Origin of the sequence: Shewanella sp. 6_MG-2023 (genome assembly GCF_030547195.1) — a bacterium.
In the GTDB taxonomy this organism is placed as follows: Bacteria; Pseudomonadota; Gammaproteobacteria; order Enterobacterales; family Shewanellaceae; genus Shewanella.
Window position 1 is genome coordinate 71,726 of the sequence record NZ_JAUOQU010000012.1, and the last position, 25,328, is coordinate 97,053.

The following is a 25,328-nucleotide window of genomic DNA, read 5'->3' on the forward strand; positions in this document are numbered from 1 at the left end:
AGATCCAATAACTGTATCGGCTTTGTTACTGGAAAGTTTAATTATTTATTTATGATTTTATTTTGTGCTGTTGTATTTTTTCGTTGGTTTCTAAATGCCATAGGGTTAAATGCTCTCCCCAGCAACATCCTGTATCCAGTGCTTGCATATTAGGTTGGTTAACCACGCCCATTAACGCCGCCCAATGACCAAATACCAAAGTGTGGCTTTGTTTTAACGGGGAGTTGAATTCGAACCAAGGCGTGAGTTGTGGTGGTTTGTCTTGAATGGGGGATTTACATTTAAAGTCTAAACTGCCATCAGCAAACAAATAGCGCATTCGCGTTAGGGCATTGATGCAATATCGCAGTCTTGGCAAGCCTATGGCTGTACTGTCCCAGCGCTCTGCATCATCGGTGTACATTTTTGCAATTAGTGAATCGATATAATCATCTTGCTGTAATGCTTGGCTCACCGCATTAGCTTCTGTGAGTAAGGTCGCTAAGTCCCACTGCGGTGGAATGCCTGCATGGCTCATGATGATATTGTGGGAGGGCAGTGTCTGCACCAAGGGTTGCTTTCTTATCCAAGTAATTAAGTCGGGTAAATCATCAGCGCTTAGCAATTCAGCAAGCTTATCTTTGGGGTTGGGTCTTTTAATGTTGCCGTTAAGGGCTAATAGATGCAGGTCGTGATTACCCAAAGTTATTTTGGCACTGGCCTCTAATGATTTTAAATAGCGTAAAGTTTGTAAGGAGCCATTACCTCTGGCGACTAAATCGCCGACAACCCATAGTTCATCCTTTGAAGGGTTAAAGTCCACTTTAGCGAGGATCAGTTGTAATTCTTCAAAACAGCCTTGTATATCGCCAACAAAATAATGTGCCATAGGATTATTGTAAAATCCCTGGGACGGCTAATCTAAATGTTGGGATTGCAGCTTTAAAAGCTTCACCTTGGGCGCTGCTCATGCCGTATGAGCCTTCCATAAAGCCAACGGGTGTTTCTAATACTGTGCCACTTGAGTATTGGTAAGCTGTATTAGGCTCGATAGTCGGTGTTTCTCCGACTACGCCAGGGCCTTGCACTTCACTTTTTTCACCGTTTGAGTCAGTAATAATCCAGTGGCGATCTTTGAGTGTCACTGCAATGTCGCTCAGATTAATGATGGTAATGGTATAACTGAATAAATATTTTGATTCTGCTGCTGATGACTGCTCTTCTAAATAGTTAGTCTCAACTTTTATTTTAATTTTGGGGGCTACAGAGGACATTAAACTTCCTAAAAACGAAAGGGCACTTTCAATGAAAAGTGCCCTTAGAATTATAGATTTTTATCGCAAACTAAATTTGCAAGTGCCACATACTGCTCGACAGTTATTTGCTCCGGTCGAAGAGTCGAATCAATGTTCAGCGCGCTGAACTCATCATCTGTTATCATGTGCTTTAAGTTATTCCGTAGTGTTTTACGGCGCATATTAAAGGCTGTGGTACATAGATGACGTAAAACGGTGACATCTTTACACGGGAATGGTTTTACATCGTATGGCAACAAACGTACCACTGCAGAGTCGACCTTTGGCGCCGGAGTAAAGCTTTGTGGCGGCACTTCAAGTACAGGTACCACTTTACAGTAGTACTGCGCCATCACAGTTAGGCGGCCGTAAGCTTTAGTGCCTGGACTTGCAGAAAGGCGCAAAACCACTTCTTTTTGTAGCATAAAGTGCATGGTTTCAATTATTTCAGCGAACTCAAATAAGTGAAACATTAACGGCGTTGAGATGTTGTACGGTAAATTACCAAATACTTTCATCTTTTTGCCGTCTTGTTGCAACTGGCTAAAGTCGAAGTTCAGTGCATCACCCTGATTGATATTAAGCTTATGCTTTAATACAGGGTGGTTTTCTAAACGCTCGACTAAGTCTCTATCTAATTCGACTACAGTTAAGCAATCAACTGATTCAGCAACAGGTTCAGTTAATGCGCCAAGGCCTGGGCCAATTTCAACCATAACATGGTCATTATCTGGCGAGATGGCGCCCACGATCCGACTGATCACACTTTCATCAGTTAAAAAGTTTTGTCCAAAACGTTTTCTGGCCGTGTGGCCTAAATGTACTTTATTGCTCATTAAAATTTAACTACTTACTTTTGAGGCCAATTCAATGGCTTTATTTAATGCACAGGTAAAACTACCACTATCAGCTTCACCGGTTCCGGCTAGCTCTAAAGCTGTGCCATGATCGACAGAGGTTCTGATATACGGAAGACCTAAGGTAATGTTAACCGATTTTCCAAAACCTAAAGATTTAAGTACTGGAAGTCCTTGGTCGTGATACATAGCAAGAACCACATCTGCTTCTTGTAAGTATTTAGGCTGGAATAAAGTATCTGCAGGTAATGGACCTACAATATCAATACCTTGCTCTCTAAGTTCATTCAGAGCAGGGATCATGATATCAATCTCTTCTCGGCCTAAGTGTCCATCTTCACCAGCATGCGGATTAAGGCCGCAGACGAATATTTTAGGTGAAGTAATGCCAAACTTTTGCACTAACTCACTGTGCAAGATTTGTATTATATGATGTAAACGCTCGCGTGTAATGGCTTTTGCAACATAAGCCAGTGGAATGTGGGTGGTCATTAACGCCACCTGCAGACCTGGCGCTGCCAGCATCATTACCACATCTTGGCAATTTGCTTGTAATGCAAAAAATTCAGTATGGCCGCTAAAAGGTATACCCGCTTGATTAATAATGCCTTTATGAACAGGGCCCGTTACCACAGCTTCAAATTCATTGGTCATGTTTTTCTCACCCGCATAACGCAAGGTGTCGACCACATATTCACTGTTAAGCTCATTTAATTTGCCGCATTCAACTTCTGCAGCAAGAGTAAATGGCGCAATGGTTAAGGTGCCAGCTTCCTGAGCCTTAGCAGGTAACGTTGGCTGGTAAGGTCTTAATGTCAGCGGCAAGCCAAGCATTTTTGCTCGGCTAGTTAATAATTCTGGGTCGGCGCAAACAACTAACTCAGCAGGCCATGGCTGCTGAGCAAGTTTAATAACAAGATCTGGGCCGATACTCGCCGGTTCACCCGGCGTAATCGCAATACGTATTGTCATTAAGTTAGCTTAACCTCGAGTACTCTCAGGTTCAAAAACTTCAATATAGGCTTCTGAACGCATTTCATCTAACCAGTTTTGTAGCTCTTCATTGAACTTACGACGATAAATCAACTGGTGAGCACGATTGCTATTAAACTGAGCAGTAGCATCAGTTTTACGTTTTTCTTCAAGTTGAACGATGTGCCATCCATGGGTTGTTCTAAAGGGTTCACTATACTCATTAATTTCTAAGCTTGATAATGTTTGAGCAAACTCAGGTACATATACAGTCGGTTCTGCCCAACCTAATTCACCACCTTTTGCCCCAGAACCTGGATCTTCAGAGTATTGGCGGGCAAGTGCTGCAAAATCAGCTTCGCCTGAACGAACTTGAGCTAAAAAGCTTTCTAGCATTGCTTTAGCACGATCTTCTGAAAGGATCGGTGATGGTTTTAGCAGAATATGTCGTGATCTTACTTCATTGATTTCTTTGGTTTGCAGGCCGCGAGCGTCCATGATTTTAATAATATGGAAACCTGAGGCACTTTTAATTGGGCCAATGACATCACCAGTTTTAGCGTCAGTTACTACCTCAGCAAACAAGGTTGGCATTTCGTTCACGCTCATGTAATCCCAGATACCACCTTCAAGCGCTTTAGGCCCTGATGAAGATGCGATAGCTGTACGGCGAAAATCTTCACCTTCATTTAAGCGGTCTAATACGATATTCGCCCGTTTGCTCGATGCTTCTAGTTGTTCACTGCTTGGGTTATTTGGCACTTCAATTAAGATATGTCCAACTTGGAACTCGACATCTTTTAAACCTTGCTCTTGGATCATTTTAACTAAGTTACTGATCTCTTGAGGTGAGACTTGAATACGACGCTGAACTTGAATACGTTGGATTTCACCTAGGGTGATTTCTTCACGTAATTGCTCACGGTATTGCGCATAGCTCATGCCTTCGTTTTCAATTTGTTGTTGCATTTGAGAAACCGTTAGCTTTTGCTCTTTAGCAATATTCTCAATGGTTTGATCAAGCTGTAGGTCACCAATAGATAGACCAATACGTTCTGCCATTTGCAATTGCAAGTGAGTCAAAATTAAACGTTCAATAACTTGAGTGCGAAGTGCATTATCTGACGGTAAGCCTTGGCCTGCTTTTAGCGCATTGGCTTTTACCGACGCCACCATATGAGTGATTTCACTTTCAAGAATAATACCCTCATTAATTTGTACTGATACGCGGTCGAGGGGAACTGGCGCCGCGATGGTTACTTGGCTCATTGCCAAAGTAAATAAAGCAAAAATCATTTTCTTACAGTGTTTCATCCACGAAATCCTTGGCACTTTTAGTTTTAATTGCAGTGGAATATATACCACATACAGTGTTGTTATCTTTTATTAGGACTGTTTGTTTTCCAGTAGGTTCAGCAATCTACCACAAATGATGGCTAATTCCTCAAGTAAAGTGGTTTACGATAGTTAAATAATCCGTCATCAAGCATGTCTTCGACACCTAGGGGGCCAGAACCACCTAAGCCTTTAATGATAAAGTTAAGGTATACACCACTTTCAAACTCTTCTCGGGTATCTAAACTTGGATTTAAATCATCATCGTAATTAGTTTTAATGCGGTAATGGTAACTTAAGCGCAATGCCCAGCAGCAAGACTCGTATTGGACACCGGTATAGGTTTCAATATTTCTTGATTCATTTAAGTCGTAATAAAAGTTACCGACAAAATATAAATCATCACTTATTGGCCATGAGGTGCGCATGCCTATTTGAGATATGTTCACTCTGTCATTAGTGTTGGTGTTAAGCAAATCAGGCACATAGCGATAGCTAAACTGTAATAATTTGTCATTACTGGGCCTAAAATCTAAGGTGACTTCACTTTTCTTATTCTCACCGTTTTCAGTATCAAATTGCACAGCACCACTAATAAACCAATCTTGATACATATTGGCATCGATTTCAGCGGCAAGCACAGAGGTTGATGCGTCCGCTTCTATGTCGTTGTAACTATTTATTTTACTATCTTCAATAAACACAATTTGACCTATGCTGAATTTAAATTTTTCAACATTGGACTCATCAAAGAGGCGCGTTGTAACCCCTAAGGTTATTTGATTGGTGTCTGCAATTCTATCTAAACCAGAAAAGCGGCGGTCTCTAAATAAGCCAAAGTAATCTTCTTGTAACTGGGCAGTATCATAAACCCCAATATTAGATTGGTCTTCGTAGCCGACATATAAATATTGAAATTGTGGCTCTAAGGTTTGTTTGTAATTACTGCCAAGCATGGCTAACTGACGTTCAAAATTAATTTGTCCGTGAATTCGCACTTGAGGAATGGTTCGGTTAACCGTGTCATCCAGTTCATCATTGCTGTTATTGTTGTCTTGCCAGTATTGGGTTTGCAGTAATTTAACTTCACTGGTCACAGAACCTGCAGGCCCCTGTATCGGCCAGCTTATACTTGGCTCCATATGAAAACGTGTCGCCGTGGCATAGTCATTTTCTGTATGTTGAAAATTGGTTAGCTCAGAATTGAATTTAAAATCTAACCCATTCCAAAAATCATTAGTCTGATAGTTAAAGTTCAGCTGAGGCATAACCTGATAAGGGCTCTCTTCTTCGCCGAGAACTTTAATGTCTTGTACCCGCATGCCGAGGTTCCAATCTCGTTCAAAGTAGCTAATTTCACCAATACGTGAAAGCTGATTATCCGTTGATCGATTAACATCAGAACTGAGATCATTGAAATAGTTATTGTCTGAGACATCTGTAAAGTTAGCTTGTACACGCCAATTGTCATTTATTGCGCCTTGATGGCGCCAATGGTACAGGTAACGGTCAGGGCTATTATCTAACTTGTCGTCATTAGCAAGGAATTCAAAGTTGAATTGACCATTTTGTTGTTCACCGGCTAAGTATCGAAATTCTGTTTTACTGTAAAACCCACGGGCTGACATATAGGTTGGGGTAAAGGTTAAGTCGTATTCTGGGGCGATATTCCAATAATAAGGCACACTGACTTCAACGCCATTGGTGGTACTGGTGCTAAAACTGGGAAATAAGAAGCCTGACTTTCTTTTATCTGAAACCGGAATGGTCATATAGGGGATGTACATAATCGGTACATCGGCTATGCGTAATTTAGCATCCCAGATCTCACCCCATTCTTCACTGCTGTCGATGCGTATTTCTTTGGCTTCAAGGCGCCAAGAGTTATCACCAGGGGGGCAGGTGGTGAAATTGGTGTTACTGAGCTCTAAATTGTTTTGTTCGGTAATTTTTAATTGCTGAGCATCGCCGTTAATTTGTTGGCCATTAAGCCAATACTTAGCCCCAGTAAGGGTGGCGCTGTTGGTCAGCATTTGCGCATTTAATGAATCTGCGGTTACGGTAAATTGCTCATCACTGAAAATCAGATTGCCATTAGCATCTAATTGTTCATTTTTTTGATCTAAGATGGCTTCGTCAGCACTGATATGGCGACTACCTTGGCTGAAACTGACATTACCAGAAAAATGGGCTTTATCGCCCATGGCGGCTTCAGAGCGATCGGAAATAATGACAATATCTTCAGCTGAAATATTGCTAATGCTATCACGGTCGTTTATTGACGGTGAAACGGGGGCCTGCACTGCACACTGAAGCTGAGCCTCTTCAATTTCAGGAGACTCTTGTGCCAAGACTAGGTTTGGTAACAGGCTTAATGCCAGGAAATAACGGATCTGCATGTTAATAATTGATTATGAATTCTTAGTCTAGACAAAATGAATTGAAAAAAGAGCCACAGCTAACATTTTATCTTTAGCTGTTTCCAAATGTTATGTTGGCTATAATAAAGCAATTTTTACATAAGAGCCATTGAGATGAGTTTATCTGATACAAGATTTATTTTACTGAGTAAGTGGTTAAGTCAACATTTCAACACAGATATCACCCCAACACTCATTTGTGGTGATGCCAGTTTTCGTCGTTATTTTCGCGTTCAGCATTTAGCAAATACGTATATCGTCTCTGATTCGCCTGTTGAACTGGTACCTATAGCGCCCTTTATTGAGCTAGCAGCTGCATACGCACAATCAGGACTAAAGGTACCTGAAGTTATAGCACAAGATGATATTAACGGCTTTGTATTGCAGTCAGATTTAGGCGATGAGCAACTCATAACACGCCTGAATGACCAATCTGTGATTGATTTTTATCAGCAAGCGTTAGGGTTATTGCCGCAAGTGGCACAGGTTAAGTCCACCATTAAGGGGGATTTACCGCAATACGATGCCGCTTTTGTGCAGCGAGAGTTAGCCATTTTTACCGAGTGGCTGTTATTGAAGCATTTGCAATTAACCCTGAGTGAAGATGAGCATGGCATTATCGAGAATGCTTTTGGGGTGTTAACCGCCAATGCAATTGAGCAGCCTAGTGTCGGAATGCACCGTGATTTTCATTGCCGCAATATTCTCATAAATCAGCAACAATTAGCCTTAATTGATTTTCAAGATGCGGTGATTGGCCCTGTTACCTATGATGCGGTGTCATTACTGCGAGACTGTTATGTGAGATGGCCAGATGCTGTGGTTAATCAGCTTCAAATGGATCATTTTAATTTATGTATTCAGCATGGATTAATTGATGATGGTGTAAGCTTTAGCCAATATCAGCGCTGGTTTGATTTAATGGGAATGCAGCGCCACATAAAAGCCGCCGGCATTTTTGTACGGCTGAATTTGCGTGATGGCAAAGCCGGTTATTTGAAGGATATTCCACTTACCCTTAGTTACATCGTTGATATTGCCGCTTTATACCCAGAGCTACAAGACTTTGGTCAATGGTTGCAACAAAAGGTGCTAACGCATTTTACTGCAGATGCGACAGATCAATGATATTCGTGCGGCTACCGTTAATATACACAGATAAGCTTAACCTTATGGACATTAAAATATGAAAGCCATGATTTTGGCTGCGGGTCGTGGTGAGCGATTACGACCGCTTACAGATTCACTTCCCAAACCTTTGGTTGCAGCAGCGGGTAAACCGCTAATTGTTTACCATTTAGAAAAGTTAGCCGCCGCTGGTATCAAAGAAGTTGTCATCAACCATGCTTGGTTAGGGCATAAATTAGTACAAGCGCTAGGCAATGGCAGTCAGTGGGGGCTCACTATTAACTATAGTGCTGAAGAGAACGCCTTAGAAACTGCTGGCGGTATTAAACAAGCCTTAAGCCTATTAGGTGACGAAGCTTTTTTGGTTATCAATGGCGATATATATATCGATGAACTGCCTGATATCACCCAGGCAATGGCGCAATTAAAAGTAGAACCCGCATTAGAGGCTTTTTTATGGTTAGTTGATAATCCTCAGCATAACCCAGAAGGTGATTTTGCGATTATTGGAGCGCAATTAGCGCAAGCGGGTGCCAATAAGCTAACCTATTCAGGCATGGGGATTTATCATCCCAAAATGTTTGCTGACATTGGCGCTGGTAAGCAAGCCTTAGGGCCATTATTACGTCACAAAATGGCTGATAAAAAGATTATCGGTAGTCGTACCAGTACTTACTGGTGTGATGTAGGTACCATTGAGCGGTTAGACTTGTTAACAAACTACTTGGCAACAGGCACCATATCGGCAGAAACGTAAATTGTAAGCAAGCCGCAGTAAGCACATGACGACATGTGCCATAAATAACCAGTCGACATAGACAGTGATGAGCTCAGCAGTAAGACAAATTAACAACAGGAAGATGAATGCGTATTTGGGGTAAGGTTTTCGGTTTTATTATCGGCTACATGTTTGGTAAAGGTTTCGGCGCCCTATTAGGGCTTTGGCTTGGGCATATGTACGATAAACGCAGTGGTTTTGCCGAGATACTGCGTAAGGGGCATCAGCGTCAAGCTGAGTTTTTTAATACAACCTTTACAGTTATGGGCCATGTTGCCAAAGCTTCTGGCCATGTGACGGATGTGGATATTCGTATTGCCACTATGCTGATGGATCAAATGAAGTTAACTGGCGATGCAAGACGTGATGCGCAAACAGCATTTAGAAATGGACGCGATGCCAATTTCGACTTAGTCAAAACCCTGCGCGAATTTCGAGTGATGACCCAAGGTCGCCGTGAAATATTACAAATGTTTCTTGAAATTCAAATTCAAACCGCACTGTCTGATGGCGAATTACATAGCAAAGAAAAGCAGATTTTATCAACCATAGCCAAAGAGTTAGGGTTAGGCCAAGCTCATTTGGATGCGCTACTTAATCGTTGGCAGGCAGAGTTTCACCATCATCAAACGGCTAATGGCAGCCACATGCAGCTTGAAGACGCTTATTCACTATTGGGTAAGCAGGAGTCTTCCAGCGACCAAGAAATCAAACGTGCTTATCGAAAACTCATGAATGAGCATCATCCAGATAAACTGGTCGCTAAAGGTTTGCCAGAAGAAATGATGGAGCTGGCAAAAAGTAAAGCTCAAGACATTCAATCTGCTTATGAAACAGTTAAAACATCTCGAGGAATGAAATAAGCGCAGGGGTGGTAAACACAATAATCATCATTAAGAAGTGATGTTAAAGGGAGTTTTCTATGCAATATAAAGCGACTGTGAGTCTAGTAAGTTTGGCGTTGTTAGCAATCTCTGTTCAAGCTGAGGTGTTTGTTGCTCCTTTTGGCGGTTATAGTTTTGGCAGTACAGAATTTGACATTGGCGATCTGAATAGTCAGCAAACAGATAAGCTAAAAATAACCGAATCTGAGCATTATGGCTTTATGGCAGGAGTCACGACCAAAGACCCAGGTAATATCTACTTTCTGTATAGCACGCAAAAAACTGATTTGAGAAGCAATGCTTTTAGTGCGGATGTCTTTACTGATCTTGATGTTGATTATTTCCATGTCGGTGGAAGTTTATTTTTCCCCAATGGCCGCGTTAAACCTTACGTTACCGTCACTGCCGGTGTCACGCACATGCGACCGAGCAATGACTTTTCAACTGAAACCCGTTTTTCAATGGGATTTGGCGGCGGCGTAGCCTATGACATTACCTCTCAAGTGGCCTTATTTGCCGATGTAAGAGGCTACGCCACATTCGTTAACTCAAACAATAGCTTTTTCTGCGGCCCCAATGAATGTGTGTGGAATATTTCTGCCGATATCATGTGGCAAGGGCAGGGCAATATTGGTTTAGAGGTTAAATTTTAATTAGGTGACCGAACATGAAAATTGTTGTACTTGATGGCCATACATTAAATCCGGGTGATTTAGATTGGTCATCGTTAGCTGCGCTGGGTGAGCTTAGCGTTTATGAACACACTATGGCGGCAGATATTATCTCCCGTAGCAAAGATGCCGATATAATTTTAACCAATAAAGCGGTAATAGATGCTGAGGTGATAAGCCAATGTCCACAGCTTAAATACATAGGTGTGACGGCAACAGGTACCAATGTGGTTGATATCGCAGCGGCTAGCGCGCAGCAGATAGTTGTAACCAATGTGCCTGCTTATGGCCCTGATGCTGTGGCGCAAATGGTATTTGCTTTAATACTGCAACATACCCAGCAGGTGGATTTACATGATAAAGCAGTAAAAAAAGGTCAGTGGAGTCAATCAAGAGACTTTTGTTTTACGCTTTCACCTTTAGCATCGCTAAAAGGTAAAACCATAGGCATTGTTGGCTATGGTGATATTGGTCAACAAGTGGCAAGGTTAGCGCTGGCATTTAATATGAATGTGTTAATTAACACATCGACACCCAAAACGGATTTACCTGCAGGTGTTCAATGGCAGACGCTCAATAAGTTATTAAGCCAGTCAGATATCGTGTCGTTGCATTGTCCGCTTAATCAAGCCACTGATAAAATGATCAATGCTCAAAGTCTTGAGTTGTTTAAGCCTAACGCTTTATTGGTTAATACCGCTCGAGGCGGTTTAGTGGATGAAGTAGCATTGGCAGATGCGTTAAATGACAACCGCCTTAGCGCTGCACTTGATGTGCTTTCAAGCGAACCGCCAATGGCTGATAACCCGTTATTAGCGGCTAAAAATACCATTATTACCCCTCACATCGCTTGGGCAACAACAGAGGCAAGGCAAAATCTGTTAAATATTGCCGTGGATAATGTGGCGCAATTTTTAAAAAACAGCCCATGTAATCAGGTTACTTAGCCAGAAAAACAAATAAGGATATTTGTGCAATATGAGTTTATGGAAAGCGCTTTACGATGTATTTGAAAAAGAGCATGCGCGGGTTGAGAAGCATAAAGGCCAGCAACGCGCGCTGTTATTTGAAATTGAAGCCAATATCAATTTTATCGCTGTAGGGCTAAAACAGGGTCTTAGTGCTGATCAAATCGTGGCAGGAATTGATGTCGATGTGTTTAAGCAATCAATGATACAAGGTTATGACTTTAATCGTTTAACTGCTAATAGCTTATTGGCCAAGGCCATTATTGATTACCCTGAGTTTGATAAATATATCGGTAAAAGCTCTGATGAGCTGGTTGCCAATGTTTACGGTAAAATATTTGTTTTGCAAAAGTTGATGATAGCGGGGCGTTTCGAGCAAGGTGGTAAACTTAAATCCTTATTAAGGATGTTAATTTTAGTGTTATTTCATTTGCAAGGTAGAGCACTGCCTAAAAGAAAAAGCAGCTAACTGCTTCATAAGCCCTTCAAGGTGATGTTAATACCACATCGAATTTATCCAATAAAAAGCCTAACCTTAGTACTTTATGTGCTTGAGGTTAGGCGTTTATGTCTACAGCGAGCAATCATTAACCTAGGTCACAAAGCGTAATTATGACGTGGTAATAGGCGAGTTATCATAGTGTAAAGCTAAAATATAACCTTAACTTTTGCCGCCGATGCTATGGCTTTCGTTATGGCATTATCAATATTGTTATCACGGGCTAAGGCAACACCCAGACGGCGTCTACCATCAATATCAGGTTTACCAAACAGCTTAATTTGGGTATCCGTTTGCACTAATGCTTCAGCAACGCCTTGATAGCGAATATTTTCAGACTTTCCTTCAGCCAGAATAACCGCAGAGGCACTTGCGCCATGTTGCTTAATTTCGGTAATAGGCAGGCCTAAAATAGCCCGAACATGCAAAGCAAACTCAGATAAATCTTGGCTGATAAGCGTGACTAAACCAGTATCATGGGGTCTTGGTGATACTTCTGAAAAGTAAACATCATCACCTTTGATAAACAGCTCAACACCGAATAAACCATAGCCGCCTAACGCGGTTACTACTTGCTCACCAATTTGCTGCGCTTTGGTAAGTGCAGCTGCTGACATTGCTTGAGGCTGCCAAGACTCACGGTAATCACCGTCTTCTTGTCTGTGGCCAATGGCATCACAATAATGAATGCCATTGACAGCACTAATGGTCAGCAAGGTGATTTCATAATCAAAATCAATAAAGCCTTCCACAATCACTCGCCCACCACCCGCGCGGCCACCTTCTTGAGCGTATTGCCAAGCTTGTTCAATTTGCGCATTGGTTTTTATCACGCTTTGACCTTTACCTGATGAACTCATTACAGGTTTAACCACACAGGGCTGACCAATTTGCTCAATTGCGGCAGTAAACTCAGCGAATGTATCGCAAAAGAAATAAGGCGATGTTGGAATACCTAAGGTTTCAGCGGCTAGGCGGCGAATGCCTTCTCTATCCATGGTTAACTGAGTCGCTTTAGCTGTTGGAATGATATTGATGCCGCCTTTTTCTAACTCAACTAGGGTTTGAGTAGCGATAGCTTCAATTTCTGGGATCACTAGATGCGGTTGTTCTAATTCAATAACGTCTCGTAATGCTTTTTCGTCCAACATGTTTACCACATGAAAACGATGTGCAATTTGCATGGCTGGAGCATTAGGGTAGCGATCTACGCCAATAACTTCGATGCCAAAGCGTTGTAATTCGATAGCGACTTCTTTACCAAGCTCACCACAACCTAGCAGCATGGCTTTAACTGCACCGTCAGTTTCAGCGGTACCAAAGGTGAAAGGGACATTGTTATTCATTATTTAACCTTGTAGGGGGAAAAAATAGCCGAGGCAGTTTACCTTTTATTCGTATTTGATTGATTAGCTAAACCGATAAGTGTGTAAAAGATCACGTGAAAACTCTTATTTTTATAGCGAATAAAGCACTTTAATTGGTTATTTTAGCTATTGCCTTGTGTTATCTTGAGGTTGCCAGTTTGTTGATTTTGGTTGTTATTTCTTTTGCTTTGATTGTGATAGGAGTGTCATATGTTTTTGGATTATTTTGCTCTAGGACTGCTATTTTTTGTAGCATTAGTTATTTTTTACGGTGTTATCGCGATTCATGATATCCCCTATGAAATTGCTAAAAAGCGTAATCACCCACAGCAGGATGCTTTGCATATCGCTGGTTGGGTCAGTTTATTTACCCTACACGCTATTTGGCCATTCTTATGGATTTGGGCAACCTTATACCGCGAAGATAGAGGCTGGGGCTTTAGTGATGGTAAGAAGCGAGAGCTTATGTTGGAAGGTGAAGTGAAAGAATTGTTAGATAAGGTTAATGACCTAAATGAGCGTTTAATCTCTATTGAGTCGCCATCGGAACAAGCAAGTGTCACCGATGCTGTTAAACCTCAACCGCAGCCAGAACAAGGAGCGTAGCGATGGATCTGTTACTGATATTAACCTATACCGCTTTATGTGTGGCGATATTCAAAATTTTTAAAATCCCACTCAACAAATGGACTGTGCCAACGGCGGTGTTAGGCGGAATAGTATTAATTGGTACTTTATTAGTACTGATGAACTATAACCATCCTTATACTAAGTTTGCCCGTGAATATTTCGTTTCAATCCCAATCAATCCTGCAGTAAAAGGCTTAGTGGTTGAAGTCAATGTTAAGCCCAATGTCCCTGTCAAAAAAGGTGAAGTGCTATTTAGAATCGACCCAACCCCTTTCATTGCTGTCGTTAAACAAAAAGAAGCGGCACTGGAAGATGCACTGCAAGCCGTGCCACAATTAAAAGCCTCATGGGATAGTGCGATTGCCCGCGCAGCGCAAGCAGAGGCTAATCGTGACAGAACCAAATCTGCCTTTGAGCGTTATGATGAAGGTCGCCGTAAAGGTGGTAGAAACTCGCCATTTTCTGAAATTGAGTTAGATAATAAACGCCAATCATATTTAGCAGCAGAAGCTGCTTTTAAATCGGCGTTAGCGGAAGAAATCCGTTTTAGACTGGCATTTGAGTCAAACATCGACGGGGTAAATACTGATGTAGCTGTGGTTAAAGCCGAACTTGATGCCGCTATCTTTAATTTAGAACAAACCGAAGTGAAAGCACCAGTTGATGGCATAGTCACTCAAATGGCGTTGCGTCCGGGGGTGATGGCTGTGCCTATTCCGCTGCGACCCACTATGACATTTATACCTGATGAAGACCGCTACTTTGCTGGTGCATTTTGGCAAAATTCATTACTGCGCTTAAAAGAAGGTGATGAAGCGGAAATTATCCTTGATGCTATGCCTGGCCAAGTACATAAAGGTAAAGTCGTTAAGGTATTACCTGCAATGTCAGAAGGTGAGCTGCAATTTGGCGGTGCGCTGCGCTCTTCAAATGAGTTATTTAAGCGTGGCCGGGTGTTAGTATTAATCGAGTTAGCTGACGATGAACTACGCACCAGCTTGCCTGCAGGTGTAGCTGGGCAAGCGGCAATTTATACCGAGCATTTCAGTCATGTATCAATTATTCGTAAAGTGTTATTGCGGATGCAAGGTTGGCTCAATTATCTGTTTGCTGAAGGGCATTAGTGATAATGTGATTATTCTTTTATAAAAAAGTCCGCGATTGCGGACTTTTTATTTTAGCAACTTATAAAGAATAAGATTAATTGTTATTTTACAGCAGCCTGAGGCGGGAACTGAGCCAGAATGGTATTAATGGTTTTGGTCGTTTCAGTGACTTTTTCATTACCACCAGATTCAAAGTCATATTCATCAGTGCCGCGCCAGATGAGTCGGTTATCTTTTAAATCTATAATATCAATTTGAATCACTTGGATTTTAGCGCTGTCACTGCCGATGGGGATTCCCATGCTAGTACCAATCCCAATACCACCATTACTGCCACTAGTACCAGTACCTAGACCAATAGAAAGCCCTGAGCTTTTTGGTTTGTCCTTGGTTAAAAAGGCGTAGCTGACGCCAAAGTCACCAGTTATGTCATTACCAGTGGCTTCACCACTCACGGCTAAGTCATTTTCTACTTGCTCGATAAAGTTTTTGGCTAATAAATTGGCACGTATACTGGCTCTGATCCGCTCGGCGCTAAGTTGATCCCCTTGATTTGACACTTCAATAAAATGAAATCGTTTTAACTGACTAAAGTCATATTTGGTATCAAAGTCTGACTTTCCTGTGGTGCTTTGGCAGGCGCTTAATCCTAGTAGAAGTAACATTGTAAATAACGCACGAAATAGCATAAGTGGCTCCGGTTAATCAATGAATCTGTTTGTTATAGGATGTTTTCTTGAGCGAATTAATAATCAGCTTAAATCAAAAGCCTGCAGTAAACCAATCTTACACAGAATTCGTCGCTCAAATAACCAGCGCTGAACATGGCTTTTTGGTTAATTAATGCTAAGTTAGAAGCATAAAACTTCAATTTTGTCGGAGAGAAACGTCAGTTAAATATGGAACAGTTAAGTTTTTTTTCCGTCCCAAGTCCTTGCATAGGTGTGTGTCAAACTGATGCGCGCGGATATTGTAATGGCTGTTTGAGAAATCGAGATGAGCGTTTTAACTGGCTGCATTTTTCTGATGCACAAAAGCATAATATTATTCGCTTATGCCAGCAGCGAAAGCGCCGCCGACAATATGCCAAATTTAAAGCCCATCAAATAGCGATAAAACAGCAGCAAGCTCAGGCTAATCCACAATTTGACTTTGATGAACAAACTGATGATGACAACATTGATTTGGCTGATTTTAGCTTAGATTAGTGATTGCAACCTTGTGGTTTTAGGTAGGCTTTAGCTGTAATTAATATTATTGAGTTTGATGTGGTGGGTCTATTACAGCCTGCGCCGCTAACGGCCAATCTCCATTATTTCTATCGTCAGCTTCAGCGTTAAGCTAACCATTGAGATTAATGTGCGCTTTCTGCAGCTAGTTCGCGTTTACTTTTTGGCCACATTAAAGTGAAACAAGTGTTGTCATCATCACTGGTTAATGTGACATCGCCTTTGTGGCGCAACATGATGCGTTTGATAATGGCTAAGCCTAAACCATGGCCTTTATTGCCTTGGTGCTGTGACTTACTGCGATAAAAAGGCTCAAATAATCTTTCATGATCTTCTTCAGGGATCGCGGGACCATCATTAGATACTGTTAGGAGCAGGTGTTGGTCATCTTCAGACAAAGACACAACAATTTCATTATGGGTGTAGCGTTGGGAGTTAGTAACAAGATTTTGAATCGCACGCTCAATCAGCAGTGGTTCTGCCATCACATATAACTCACTATACATATGCTTAAATTTAATCGGTTTATCGCTTAATGGGGTTAAACGCGTGATCAGCTCTTCTGTAATGGACACTAAGCCGCAGCGCTCTAATGTGGGCTCTTGTTGCACTTCTAAGCTGGCATAGGTCAATAGCTCTTGCAGTAAGGTTTCCATTTCTTTGATATCAATTTGCATGTCATTAAGAAATTGCTGGCGTCGTTGCTCATCACTATTGGGCAAACAATATTGTGGTAGTAAGGCTAAAGCAAACTTTAACCGTGCTAGCGGGGTTCTGATTTCGTGTGATACGGCATTAGAGAGGTGTTTTTGGTTTTCAATTAAATCACTGATATGCCGCGCCATGTCATTAAAGGTGTTGGCTAACGGTGCGACTTGAGAGCCGGGATTGAGCTCAATACGGGTATCCCATTTGGCTTCACCAAAGTTTTGCGTGGCTTTTTTAAGGGTTTTGAGATCTTTGGATAATGGCCATACCCAAATTAAGGCGACAAAGGCCAGCATCAAATAAAAGAATATCGTAAAAATATTACGCAGCAACCCGCGGGGATCGATATCTACTGGGCCTGCCATTAACACTTGATCACCCACGGCAATAAATTGCAATTCGTGGCTGCTATCTGTGGTGGTGGTGACTATTTCATTGGCCAAGAATTCGACATTGCCACTTAAAGCAATTTCATCTTTTTCAAATAAAGCTAACGGGTAGGGGTGTTGCTTTTGAATGATTTTAAGCTGCGCTAAGCGCTGCTCTTTAGGTTGCAAAGACAATAATAATGCAAAGGCGATTAATGGCGAGTCAATGTTCTCGTATTCATCGACTTGCTGTTGCCAGAGGCTATCTAATGTCCAGCCTATACCTAAAAAGCTTAAGCTAAGTAATAGGTATAGGCTGATGAAGAGTCTTTTCAAAGTCTTCTATGACCTAATTAGTTATTCCACGCTTCAGGCGCGAATAAATAACCTTGTCCCCAAACAGTTTTTATTCTGAATGGTGTTTCGATACTATCTCCAAGCTTTTTACGTAAGCGAGATATGCGCACATCAATTTTTCTGTCTTTACCATCAAAATCGATATTGAGTAAGTATTGGTAGATGTATTGTCTACTTAATACTTGCCCCGCTTGTGACGCCAGTAACCACAATAATTCAAACTCATGGCTAGTTAAATCAACCTCGGTATTGCCTAAGCGAATCGCTTGGGTATGCGGGTCGATGCTTAACTTACCAAAGCTTAAACAATGAGATTCTGGTTTTGGCGGTTGTGCCTGACGGCGTAATAGGTTGTTTATACGTGCCACTAACAAGCTTGGGTCGACAGGTTTGACAACATAATCATCAGCGCCTAATTCTAGGCCTTTGATTTGGTCTTCTGGAGAGCCAAGCGCACTCATTAACAATATAGGGCCTGAGAAGTAGTCAGGTAATTTTTCACACAGGCTTAATCCATCAAGTCCAGGCAGCATAATATCAAGTAGGATGATATCAGGCTTGTAACTAATCAATCGTGTTAAAACGGTATCGCCACGTCGTTCAACTTCAACGTGCATATCGTGTGATTTTAGGTAGTCCACAATTAAGTTGGCAAGACGAATATCATCTTCTACCAACAGAACTCTATGAGTTGATGGGGGGGTTGCCATTAAAATAAACTCCAAGGATTTCGGTAACGTCTGCGAACTTTAGGTTCGGACATTGTGGTGACTTTTAGGATTACGTCCGCCAATTCATTATTATTATTTTTACTCACCAAGACAAAGTGAATGTCTTTATTGGTTTTTACTGAAAATTGCAATGAATGATCATCAGTAGAATCACTACACCAGCGACTCATTGCTTGATAGTTAGATTCAATACAAATGAGTTGGTCAGTTTTCAGTTGCCAATTTAGCTCAATATCCATCTCGCAATGTTTGTTTTGAGCGTCTTTGAGGCATAAATGAGGCGTAGCCGAAAGCTGTGCTTGCGTTTCAAGCGTATCAGCTTTGACGCAGAAAGCACTAAATATCAGTATTAATATACCGAAAAAGTGATAGAGGTTATATTCTTGTTTACTGAACAAGATTAGAACCTATATGCAGCTCCAATGAAGTAGGAGCGAGAGTAATTTTCATTAATAATTGGACTGTCAATAATTTCATCAGCTAACCGGGTGTAACGTGCCGCTAAAAGTAAATCCCAGCGTTGTGAAAGACTATAACGTGTCGTTAGCTCAATCGCTTTATTCCAGCCAGAACCTGGCTGATATTGCGTGTTCCAGTATAGATTTTCAGTTGATCTAATACCATAGTAATAAGCAATAACTTGCGAACTTTTCCAATCAGCTTCTAATGATAAATCAAAGCGGAATTTATCAAGAGCTAAAGAGTAAGACCAACTGGCACTGGCTTCTTGTCCATTATGAACATTAAGTAAATCATGGGCTGCGGTGAGTCTTAATATACCTAATTTGCCGTACCAAAAAAATTCCACACCACCATATACAGTGAAGTTTCTGGTTTCAAGCTCATTTAAAACCTCAGGTTGTGATATACCTCTAGATTCTGTGAGATCCGCTGCAGGGAGTTCAACCGTCTCATCAAAGCTACTGGCTTGGGGTAAAAAAATGTTTGATGGGTCCCAGCGATAAAAGAAAGCACGTTCATCGCTATAACTGCTCGCGAGATTAAGGGTAAAACTTTCTTGCTCTACCAGGGTGTAGCCAAAATTGAAGTTGTCAAAAAACCAGCTTTCACCATAATAGGCGACGGAGGGTATGACATAGATAGGTATATCTTTATAGGTACTTACTGGGTTGGTTTTATTGCCCCAGCCCAAAGCTAGACTGACATCCCATTGACCAACCACAATGCAGTCGCCATCAATTTGACAGGTGTCTTCAGCTTGCGCTGGCTTGATACCAGCAATAACAATGGTAAGTATGAGCAATAATCGATACATCTAAGGCTGCTACCTAATCAATAAAACTTCAATAAACATAATGTTAACATTGTTCATTATTTAGCTACACTGATTTTACCTTAATGATACAAACTGATACTGGTGTGATTAATTTACATTAAGCCGTTTTTAACCAAAGGCGTCACGGCGTTAATTTAATTCTTGCTCAACTGGTTCAGTATTTGATTGTTCAATCTCTAGCGGTGCTTGCCTTTGATAGCCCATTTCAATTAACTGAGCATTGATGCAGTCGGTAATAAATTGCTGTTTTTCGATGGCTTCAATTTGTTCTTCAGCGGCCATATTTTCACAGGCCGCCGTTAATGATTTTACGGTATCCTCAGGGGCTGGTATTCCATTGGCATCTGTGCTGAAAAAACTGCAGATAACAAGGCTTACGACAATACTTAAACTTAATGATGGTTTAGTCATAATTGTTCCTCTAAGTGTTAACACGTTATGTAAACAGATGCTTAGTTCATTTTTTTGCGAATAAAATCACTGCAAGTGTCATCTAAGCAGCGCTTAGAAACATAATGCTTGGTTAATTGGGTTGTGAGTAAAAAACCTTGGCTTGTTTCTGCAATGCGATAAACATCATCCCAAGCTAAATGATGATCAATATAAGTCGACTTTGAATGAATACCGTTATCGTCAATGGTTAAATTTACTGGGTTATTCGCTGACTTACTTATTAGTTGCCTCATTAACCACCAAGCGCGATTAAACCTAACTTGCAGTGCTTCAACTGCCCCTAAACCAATAAAGAAGTAAGCAACATAGGGGCTTAACTCGGTGATGGTCATTAAAAATCCAGCGACTAAAAATGCCACAGATTTTAAGTAACGCTTTGGACTGGTATTAATGACAACTGACTCATCGAAGGTTTCTTCAAAATGAGATCGATCTAAAATATATTCAACACTATAGCTATAAGCTGTTGTTTTTGTTTCGCTGGTAGACATGTATCGCTCATTGACAACATTAATTGAGATAATTATAAGGTTGAAGTGATCGATTTCACTAATTTTTCCTGTAAATCGGTTTGTTCTTCTTCTGAAAGCTGTGCACCGTATTGGTTGGAAAGGGTAAACACGTTATCAGCTCGCTCACCGACTGTGCTGATGGCTGCAGAATGAATTGTAAGCTCTAGTGCTCTGAATGCACTGGCTATTTGCCCCATAAACTCATGGGTTTCTAGCGCTAAAATATGCACTAAGGTGCGGTTAGCTTTTTTAGAGTGAATAAATTCAATGGTGGGTTTGTTATCAAAACTTTGGGTGTGTCTTAAAGGGCGCTTTTTCGGCGGCATTACATTATTGTCTATCACTTGACGTAGCTTGCTGGTGACTTGTTTGCGGCGCTGAGCACTGAAAATCGGTTTACCGTCAAAGTCGAGTACTTTAAAAGCTTCAACCACGTAACCGTCTTTAGTTTGTGAAATCTGTGCTTGCTTCACTGATATCTTCAAGGTTGATAGGGTATTAAACAGAGAAATAAACAAGCCTGCTCTGTCTTTGGTATACACAAAAACATCACTACAGCCTTTGACATTACTATCATCAACAATAATTAACGATTCAGAATCTGCTTGAGCTTGTTGCTGATGCGAAAGTATTCCTAGGGTGTATTTTGCTATTTCACTGGGTTCTGCATTACCGAAAAAGGATAACGGCAGGTTTTTCCATAGTTTTTGAATAGCAGCAGATTGAGCCTGTATTTGGTGTTCATCTGTTAATTGTGAATCGGCATTGATGATATTAAGGGCTTCTTGTTTGTGCTCCCTAACCACGCTGCGCAGTTGCAATACATTTTCAAGACCATTCCTGAGGGCTTTACGGGTGGCAAAGTAGAGGTCGGTTAATAAACTGGCTTTCCAATCATTCCATAGATCATCATTGGTGGCTTGAATATCGGCCACCGTTAAACAATATAAAGCATCAAGTTTAGTGAGGCTGCCCACGGATTTTGCAAAAGCAGTAATGACATCAGGATCTTGAATATCCATACGCTGGGAGGTGATGGACATTAATAGATGTTGTTCCACTAACCAGCTAATTAATTGCTGCTGTGAGTTTTTTAAACCATGGAATTTGGCAAATAATTTGGCATCTACTGCGCCGAGTTCACTGTGATCACCACCACGTCCTTTAGCAAGATCATGAAATAGTGCGGCAAATAAAATGGTTTCTTTGGCTTGGAACCGAGCATAGATATCAGCGGCCAATTTGTGATCGTGACTAATGTCATCATGGGTTAGTGCATATAAGTTTTTTAGCAGTTTATGAGTGTGTTCATCCACAGTATAAGCATGAAATAAATCAAACTGCATCTGGCCAACCACTTCACGCCATTGGGGTAAATATGAGGTAAGGATGCCATGTTGATGCATTAAGGTAATTGCCAGCCCCATGCCTTGTGGGTGCTTGAATAGTTTGACAAACAGTTCACGGCAGACATGAAAGTCTTGTAAATCACCCATTAAACGACGACGTACTTGCCTGATCAATCTTAAGGTCTCAGGGGTAATGCCTTTTACTTGTTGATGGTATTCGGCAATATAATAAAACATCCACATGATCTGCGGTCTATCAATAAACACATCTTGATTTTTTGCATTTATTTGGCCATTTAAGATCTCAAAATTGTCATTGATATCGATACAATTATTGTGTTTCAGTGGCGATATCTCGCGTTGGAAATAAGCCATCAACATCAGGTTTAATTCACGAATACGCTTCATTGCTCTAAACAATTGGCGCATCATTTTTTCAATGGTGATATTACCGCTGTCACCAAATCCCAGTAGGCGAGCGACTTCAGCTTGATGTTGCAATAAAAGTCTATTTTCAGAGCGGCTTGACGCTTGATGCAATGAGAATCGCACTCGCCAAATAAAGTTTTGGCACTCCATTAGTTCTGCGTATTCATCAGCAGTTAAAAAATTAAGACGACGAAGATCTTTAAGATCGTCAATGGAGAAATGTTTGCGAGCTATCCAAGTAATCGTTTGAATATCACGCATGCCGCCAGGGCTATTTTTTAAATTGGGCTCAATATTAAAGGCGGTGCCTTGGGCTTTATGATGCCTGACTTGTTGCTCATTAAACTTGGCTTCAAAAAAGGCTGCGCTACTCCAAATACTTTCGCCATAGAGTTTGCTGATAACTTGGTGTTGATGGTTTTCATGGCCACAAATATTGCGAATTTCAAGTAAAGTGGTGGCGATGGTGACATCTTCTTTACAGGCGACAAAAGTATCATCTAGGCGCCTTACTGCATGGCCTAAATCTAAACCCAAGTCCCATAATTGAGTCAGAAAATCACTGAGTTTATTGGCATCATCGGTGGATAAGTTGTGGTCATGAATAATACAAATATCGATATCAGAAAAAGGGTGTAGAGTTTGCCTGCCGTAGCCACCGACAGCATTGAGAGAGATTTCTTTTGTATCAAAAGTAAACTTTTGCCAAATATGACTGAGAAGTTTATCAAAAAATTGAGCGCGAAATGTCAGGATCTCGGTAATTGGGCTACAACTAATCTGTTGCTCTAGCCAAATATCAAAATCAGTAATGGCTTGTTTTAGCTCTACAATACTCATATTTGGCTGTAAAATCGGATAGACTGGCTGCAAAAACATATCACTCCCTTTTAGATTCGCTCTCAAATAGGGTATGCGATTTAGTTTGCCAACTCAAACTATCCACTAAATTGATTAGTAATAAGTTAATTCTTTTAACTAGTTAAATAAGAATGAATCACTTAAATTGAGCTTATAAATGCAAAGTAAACGAAGTCGTTTAGATCAGTTTTTAGCTAAAAAATTACAGCTACCTAAAAAGGCGGTAAGGCTAATTTTACTGGCTGGGCGGGTCAATGTTGATGGTGAGACTTGTAAAGAGATGGACCATCAAATTAATGAGTTTACCGCTATTATGCTTGATGGTGACTTTATTCAGAACCAGCAAAAACAATACTATATGTTACACAAGCCTGTGGGTGTGGTGAGCGCGACAAAAGATGATATTCATCCCACGGCCTTGTCGCTATTAACTGGCGTCAATATTGAAATGATGCATATTGCTGGTAGGCTTGATTTAAATTCTACTGGCTTACTGTTAATTACCAATGACAGCCAATGGTCGCAAGCTTTGATGTCGCCTGAAACCAAAGTAAACAAACAGTATTTGGTGACGTTAGAAAATCCCATTGATGACTCATATATCAGCGCTTTTAATCAAGGGATGTATTTTGGTTTTGAAGATATCACCACTTTACCGGCGCAACTTGAAATCATCTCAGAGTATCAAGCACGGGTGACGTTACAAGAGGGTAAGTACCATCAAATTAAGCGTATGTTTGGCCGCTTCAGGAATCCGGTGATTGGTTTACATCGTGAGTCGGTGGGCAATATTAACTTGGATAAGCAATTGTTAGTCGGGGAGTTTCGCTCGCTCACTCAAACTGAAATCAATCTTAAGTAAATCTTATAAAACCTTAAAAAAACTTAAATTAATTCTATAAGGTTGGGCTTGATCAAGTTTTACTTGTTACAACTATGTTAGATTAAGCCTAATATTAACAAGGTTATTACTAGGTAATTGCATGGATTTCAAAGCGCTTAAGAAAATCAGCGAATTAGACGTGTTCTGTTTGTTGGTCTTTAAAACTATTTATGAAACAGGCTTTGCTAACCTTGCAGCGAAAGAATTAAACGTTTCAGCTCCTAAAATAAGCCGTTGTTTAACGGCGTTACGGTTAACCTTTGATGATGAGTTATTTTATCGACGTCAACAAGGGTTAAGACCTACCGCGCTAGCAGAGCACCTTTATCAGCCCATATGTAGTTTTTGCGAGTCAGCCTCAAATATTGAACGCATCGTACATGAAGGTAACTGTACTAATTCATCAACCGTGCTCAATATTGCGGTAACTCCCATCATTATGACTTCACTTTCAATGGCGCTTGGCAGCGACGACATAATGGATAAGTTAGGTAAAGTCAGAATGCATATATGGAATGAGCATTCTGAAGAGTTGATCCACCAAGGTGACATTGATTTAGGGATTAACCTTGGCCCAGCCAGCGCCAGCGATTTATTATCTGAAAGCCTCGGTCACAGTGATTCCACTTCGATTGTGGCTAGAACGAATCATCCTATTTGGGGCTATGATGCTATAAGTTTAGATGACATAGCTAACTATCCTTTTTTGCTGCTCGATACCAAGGGGTTTAATGATAAATTAGATTTCTTCCAAATTTACTGCCGTCAATCAGGGATTGAGCCGCTTAATATCAGTCGAGTTAGTTCCATTGAAGAGTGGTTTTGTCACTTGTTGACCATGCGAAGTTTCAGCTTTATAGCCACATCAGAAGCTGCAGTGTTAAATCACTTTAATGCACTACGTGTTGAAAGCTTACCGGAAACCGAAAGAGAAAAATTGCTTGGCCATGGCGCCGCGCCGCAATACCACCTTATTGAAAGAACCTCCTCATACCGTCGCTATTGTGATGACAGCAGAAAGATTATTATTAATTCAGTGCTTAAGTTAATCGCTGCCTAAATCACTTATGTGCTATTTAGCCATTTCCCTGTGCTGGGGGATCTGCCGCTGAATATCATTTTAATGGGCTAGAGAAGCGCTATGGCTGTCGAGTCATTCACCTTGAACTGTGCATTTTTTATGCTTGTTTCCACCATTCTTTTAGCGCAAATCTGTTTCGTTAATAACAATCATTATCAGTATAAAACTCAATAACCTATAC

At 41.0% G+C, this 25,328-nt stretch carries 26 protein-coding genes; 11 read left to right on the forward strand and 15 right to left on the reverse strand.

The window, feature by feature from the left end; all coding sequences use genetic code 11:
* Positions 1 to 49: 49 nt before the first annotated feature.
* The 6 genes from Q4533_RS09115 to lptD all read right to left on the reverse strand — a co-directional run bounded on the left by Q4533_RS09115 (position 50) and on the right by lptD (position 6,837).
* Positions 50 to 868, reverse strand: a complete 819-nt coding sequence (locus tag Q4533_RS09115) for a symmetrical bis(5'-nucleosyl)-tetraphosphatase (RefSeq protein ID WP_303502625.1) — start codon at positions 866 to 868, stop codon at positions 50 to 52.
* 4 nt (positions 869 to 872) lie between these two features.
* Positions 873 to 1,253 (reverse strand): Co2+/Mg2+ efflux protein ApaG, encoded by a 381-nt coding sequence (apaG, locus tag Q4533_RS09120; protein ID WP_102438854.1) that lies wholly within the window; start codon positions 1,251 to 1,253, stop codon positions 873 to 875.
* A 50-nt stretch (positions 1,254 to 1,303) separates the two neighbouring features.
* A complete protein-coding gene (rsmA, locus tag Q4533_RS09125) occupies positions 1,304 to 2,110 on the reverse strand; it encodes a 16S rRNA (adenine(1518)-N(6)/adenine(1519)-N(6))-dimethyltransferase RsmA (protein ID WP_076541204.1) in 807 nt (268 codons plus the stop codon).
* A gap of 6 nt (positions 2,111 to 2,116) precedes the next feature.
* Positions 2,117 to 3,103 (reverse strand): 4-hydroxythreonine-4-phosphate dehydrogenase PdxA, encoded by a 987-nt coding sequence (gene pdxA / locus Q4533_RS09130; protein ID WP_102438852.1) that lies wholly within the window; start codon positions 3,101 to 3,103, stop codon positions 2,117 to 2,119.
* A 9-nt stretch (positions 3,104 to 3,112) separates the two neighbouring features.
* Positions 3,113 to 4,417 carry a peptidylprolyl isomerase SurA gene (gene surA, locus Q4533_RS09135; protein ID WP_303458894.1) on the reverse strand — a complete coding sequence of 435 codons (1,305 nt, stop codon included), beginning with the start codon at positions 4,415 to 4,417 and terminating at the stop codon, positions 3,113 to 3,115.
* Positions 4,418 to 4,539: 122 nt separating this feature from the next.
* Positions 4,540 to 6,837 carry an LPS assembly protein LptD gene (lptD, locus tag Q4533_RS09140; protein WP_102532206.1) on the reverse strand — a complete coding sequence of 766 codons (2,298 nt, stop codon included), beginning with the start codon at positions 6,835 to 6,837 and terminating at the stop codon, positions 4,540 to 4,542.
* 135 nt (positions 6,838 to 6,972) lie between these two features.
* Here lptD and Q4533_RS09145 point away from each other — a divergent pair, with 135 nt between their 5' ends.
* The 6 genes from Q4533_RS09145 to Q4533_RS09170 all read left to right on the forward strand — a co-directional run bounded on the left by Q4533_RS09145 (position 6,973) and on the right by Q4533_RS09170 (position 11,756).
* Positions 6,973 to 7,986 (forward strand): aminoglycoside phosphotransferase family protein, encoded by a 1,014-nt coding sequence (locus Q4533_RS09145; protein ID WP_198590507.1) that lies wholly within the window; start codon positions 6,973 to 6,975, stop codon positions 7,984 to 7,986.
* A gap of 58 nt (positions 7,987 to 8,044) precedes the next feature.
* Positions 8,045 to 8,743 carry an N-acetylmuramate alpha-1-phosphate uridylyltransferase MurU gene (murU, locus tag Q4533_RS09150; RefSeq protein WP_303502626.1) on the forward strand — a complete coding sequence of 233 codons (699 nt, stop codon included), beginning with the start codon at positions 8,045 to 8,047 and terminating at the stop codon, positions 8,741 to 8,743.
* Between the two features lie 107 nt (positions 8,744 to 8,850).
* A complete protein-coding gene (gene djlA / locus Q4533_RS09155) occupies positions 8,851 to 9,627 on the forward strand; it encodes a co-chaperone DjlA (RefSeq protein WP_303502627.1) in 777 nt (258 codons plus the stop codon).
* Positions 9,628 to 9,686: 59 nt separating this feature from the next.
* Positions 9,687 to 10,301, forward strand: a complete 615-nt coding sequence (locus Q4533_RS09160) for an outer membrane beta-barrel protein (protein WP_303502628.1) — start codon at positions 9,687 to 9,689, stop codon at positions 10,299 to 10,301.
* Positions 10,302 to 10,315: 14 nt separating this feature from the next.
* On the forward strand, positions 10,316 to 11,266 hold the full coding sequence (locus Q4533_RS09165) for a D-2-hydroxyacid dehydrogenase (RefSeq protein WP_102519351.1): 951 nt from the start codon (positions 10,316 to 10,318) through the stop codon (positions 11,264 to 11,266).
* A gap of 31 nt (positions 11,267 to 11,297) precedes the next feature.
* Entirely contained in the window at positions 11,298 to 11,756 is a 459-nt protein-coding gene (locus Q4533_RS09170) for a hypothetical protein (protein ID WP_102438840.1), read from the forward strand.
* Positions 11,757 to 11,935: 179 nt separating this feature from the next.
* Here the strand turns inward: Q4533_RS09170 and purT are convergent, their stop codons facing one another.
* Positions 11,936 to 13,132 carry a formate-dependent phosphoribosylglycinamide formyltransferase gene (gene purT, locus Q4533_RS09175; RefSeq protein ID WP_102438838.1) on the reverse strand — a complete coding sequence of 399 codons (1,197 nt, stop codon included), beginning with the start codon at positions 13,130 to 13,132 and terminating at the stop codon, positions 11,936 to 11,938.
* 231 nt (positions 13,133 to 13,363) lie between these two features.
* On the opposite strand from purT, the gene Q4533_RS09180 reads away from it, so the two are divergent.
* Positions 13,364 to 13,759, forward strand: a complete 396-nt coding sequence (locus tag Q4533_RS09180) for a DUF3302 domain-containing protein (protein WP_241900959.1) — start codon at positions 13,364 to 13,366, stop codon at positions 13,757 to 13,759.
* 2 nt (positions 13,760 to 13,761) lie between these two features.
* Positions 13,762 to 14,907 (forward strand): HlyD family secretion protein, encoded by a 1,146-nt coding sequence (locus Q4533_RS09185; protein WP_303502629.1) that lies wholly within the window; start codon positions 13,762 to 13,764, stop codon positions 14,905 to 14,907.
* An 83-nt stretch (positions 14,908 to 14,990) separates the two neighbouring features.
* Here the strand turns inward: Q4533_RS09185 and Q4533_RS09190 are convergent, their stop codons facing one another.
* Positions 14,991 to 15,578, reverse strand: a complete 588-nt coding sequence (locus tag Q4533_RS09190; protein ID WP_102438834.1) for a DUF4136 domain-containing protein — start codon at positions 15,576 to 15,578, stop codon at positions 14,991 to 14,993.
* 210 nt (positions 15,579 to 15,788) lie between these two features.
* Here Q4533_RS09190 and Q4533_RS09195 point away from each other — a divergent pair, with 210 nt between their 5' ends.
* Positions 15,789 to 16,097, forward strand: a complete 309-nt coding sequence (locus Q4533_RS09195; RefSeq protein WP_102438832.1) for a DUF1289 domain-containing protein — start codon at positions 15,789 to 15,791, stop codon at positions 16,095 to 16,097.
* A gap of 146 nt (positions 16,098 to 16,243) precedes the next feature.
* Here Q4533_RS09195 and Q4533_RS09200 read toward each other — a convergent pair whose 3' ends face one another.
* From Q4533_RS09200 to glnD, 7 genes are all read right to left on the reverse strand, one after another.
* A complete protein-coding gene (locus Q4533_RS09200; RefSeq protein ID WP_303502630.1) occupies positions 16,244 to 17,530 on the reverse strand; it encodes an ATP-binding protein in 1,287 nt (428 codons plus the stop codon).
* A gap of 17 nt (positions 17,531 to 17,547) precedes the next feature.
* Positions 17,548 to 18,261 carry a winged helix-turn-helix domain-containing protein gene (locus Q4533_RS09205; protein ID WP_076541172.1) on the reverse strand — a complete coding sequence of 238 codons (714 nt, stop codon included), beginning with the start codon at positions 18,259 to 18,261 and terminating at the stop codon, positions 17,548 to 17,550.
* On the reverse strand, positions 18,261 to 18,680 hold the full coding sequence (locus tag Q4533_RS09210) for a DUF3019 domain-containing protein (RefSeq protein ID WP_076541170.1): 420 nt from the start codon (positions 18,678 to 18,680) through the stop codon (positions 18,261 to 18,263). The genes Q4533_RS09205 and Q4533_RS09210 overlap by 1 nt, the downstream gene beginning before the upstream one ends.
* 2 nt (positions 18,681 to 18,682) lie before the next feature.
* Positions 18,683 to 19,558: a MipA/OmpV family protein gene (locus Q4533_RS09215; RefSeq protein WP_303502631.1), complete on the reverse strand. Its 876-nt coding sequence runs from the start codon at positions 19,556 to 19,558 to the stop codon at positions 18,683 to 18,685.
* Positions 19,559 to 19,708: 150 nt separating this feature from the next.
* Positions 19,709 to 19,990 carry a hypothetical protein gene (locus Q4533_RS09220; RefSeq protein ID WP_102438822.1) on the reverse strand — a complete coding sequence of 94 codons (282 nt, stop codon included), beginning with the start codon at positions 19,988 to 19,990 and terminating at the stop codon, positions 19,709 to 19,711.
* Positions 19,991 to 20,031: 41 nt separating this feature from the next.
* Positions 20,032 to 20,523, reverse strand: coding sequence for a YcxB family protein (locus Q4533_RS09225; protein ID WP_102519350.1), 492 nt, complete (start codon positions 20,521 to 20,523; stop codon positions 20,032 to 20,034).
* Positions 20,524 to 20,555: 32 nt separating this feature from the next.
* The gene (gene glnD, locus Q4533_RS09230) at positions 20,556 to 23,201 is read right to left on the reverse strand and encodes a [protein-PII] uridylyltransferase (protein ID WP_303502632.1); all 2,646 of its coding nucleotides are present in this window, start codon (positions 23,199 to 23,201) and stop codon (positions 20,556 to 20,558) included.
* A gap of 139 nt (positions 23,202 to 23,340) precedes the next feature.
* Here glnD and Q4533_RS09235 point away from each other — a divergent pair, with 139 nt between their 5' ends.
* Together Q4533_RS09235 and Q4533_RS09240 are read left to right on the forward strand one after the other, a co-directional pair.
* The gene (locus Q4533_RS09235; RefSeq protein ID WP_102438817.1) at positions 23,341 to 24,045 is read left to right on the forward strand and encodes a 16S rRNA pseudouridine(516) synthase; all 705 of its coding nucleotides are present in this window, start codon (positions 23,341 to 23,343) and stop codon (positions 24,043 to 24,045) included.
* A 121-nt stretch (positions 24,046 to 24,166) separates the two neighbouring features.
* Positions 24,167 to 25,126, forward strand: a complete 960-nt coding sequence (locus Q4533_RS09240) for a LysR family transcriptional regulator (RefSeq protein ID WP_102438815.1) — start codon at positions 24,167 to 24,169, stop codon at positions 25,124 to 25,126.
* Positions 25,127 to 25,328 lie beyond the last annotated feature (202 nt).

Coding starts and splice junctions, on each gene's coding strand:
- Q4533_RS09115 (WP_303502625.1), bottom strand. CDS start 868: ATGGCACATTATTTTGTTGGCGATATACAAGGCTGTTTTGAAGAATTA.
- apaG (WP_102438854.1), bottom strand. CDS start 1,253: ATGTCCTCTGTAGCCCCCAAAATTAAAATAAAAGTTGAGACTAACTAT.
- rsmA (WP_076541204.1), bottom strand. CDS start 2,110: ATGAGCAATAAAGTACATTTAGGCCACACGGCCAGAAAACGTTTTGGA.
- pdxA (WP_102438852.1), bottom strand. CDS start 3,103: ATGACAATACGTATTGCGATTACGCCGGGTGAACCGGCGAGTATCGGC.
- surA (WP_303458894.1), bottom strand. CDS start 4,417: ATGAAACACTGTAAGAAAATGATTTTTGCTTTATTTACTTTGGCAATG.
- lptD (WP_102532206.1), bottom strand. CDS start 6,837: ATGCAGATCCGTTATTTCCTGGCATTAAGCCTGTTACCAAACCTAGTC.
- Q4533_RS09145 (WP_198590507.1), top strand. CDS start 6,973: ATGAGTTTATCTGATACAAGATTTATTTTACTGAGTAAGTGGTTAAGT.
- murU (WP_303502626.1), top strand. CDS start 8,045: ATGAAAGCCATGATTTTGGCTGCGGGTCGTGGTGAGCGATTACGACCG.
- djlA (WP_303502627.1), top strand. CDS start 8,851: ATGCGTATTTGGGGTAAGGTTTTCGGTTTTATTATCGGCTACATGTTT.
- Q4533_RS09160 (WP_303502628.1), top strand. CDS start 9,687: ATGCAATATAAAGCGACTGTGAGTCTAGTAAGTTTGGCGTTGTTAGCA.
- Q4533_RS09165 (WP_102519351.1), top strand. CDS start 10,316: ATGAAAATTGTTGTACTTGATGGCCATACATTAAATCCGGGTGATTTA.
- Q4533_RS09170 (WP_102438840.1), top strand. CDS start 11,298: ATGAGTTTATGGAAAGCGCTTTACGATGTATTTGAAAAAGAGCATGCG.
- purT (WP_102438838.1), bottom strand. CDS start 13,132: ATGAATAACAATGTCCCTTTCACCTTTGGTACCGCTGAAACTGACGGT.
- Q4533_RS09180 (WP_241900959.1), top strand. CDS start 13,364: ATGTTTTTGGATTATTTTGCTCTAGGACTGCTATTTTTTGTAGCATTA.
- Q4533_RS09185 (WP_303502629.1), top strand. CDS start 13,762: ATGGATCTGTTACTGATATTAACCTATACCGCTTTATGTGTGGCGATA.
- Q4533_RS09190 (WP_102438834.1), bottom strand. CDS start 15,578: ATGCTATTTCGTGCGTTATTTACAATGTTACTTCTACTAGGATTAAGC.
- Q4533_RS09195 (WP_102438832.1), top strand. CDS start 15,789: ATGGAACAGTTAAGTTTTTTTTCCGTCCCAAGTCCTTGCATAGGTGTG.
- Q4533_RS09205 (WP_076541172.1), bottom strand. CDS start 18,261: ATGGCAACCCCCCCATCAACTCATAGAGTTCTGTTGGTAGAAGATGAT.
- Q4533_RS09215 (WP_303502631.1), bottom strand. CDS start 19,558: ATGTATCGATTATTGCTCATACTTACCATTGTTATTGCTGGTATCAAG.
- Q4533_RS09220 (WP_102438822.1), bottom strand. CDS start 19,990: ATGACTAAACCATCATTAAGTTTAAGTATTGTCGTAAGCCTTGTTATC.
- Q4533_RS09225 (WP_102519350.1), bottom strand. CDS start 20,523: ATGTCTACCAGCGAAACAAAAACAACAGCTTATAGCTATAGTGTTGAA.
- glnD (WP_303502632.1), bottom strand. CDS start 23,201: ATGTTTTTGCAGCCAGTCTATCCGATTTTACAGCCAAATATGAGTATT.
- Q4533_RS09235 (WP_102438817.1), top strand. CDS start 23,341: ATGCAAAGTAAACGAAGTCGTTTAGATCAGTTTTTAGCTAAAAAATTA.
- Q4533_RS09240 (WP_102438815.1), top strand. CDS start 24,167: ATGGATTTCAAAGCGCTTAAGAAAATCAGCGAATTAGACGTGTTCTGT.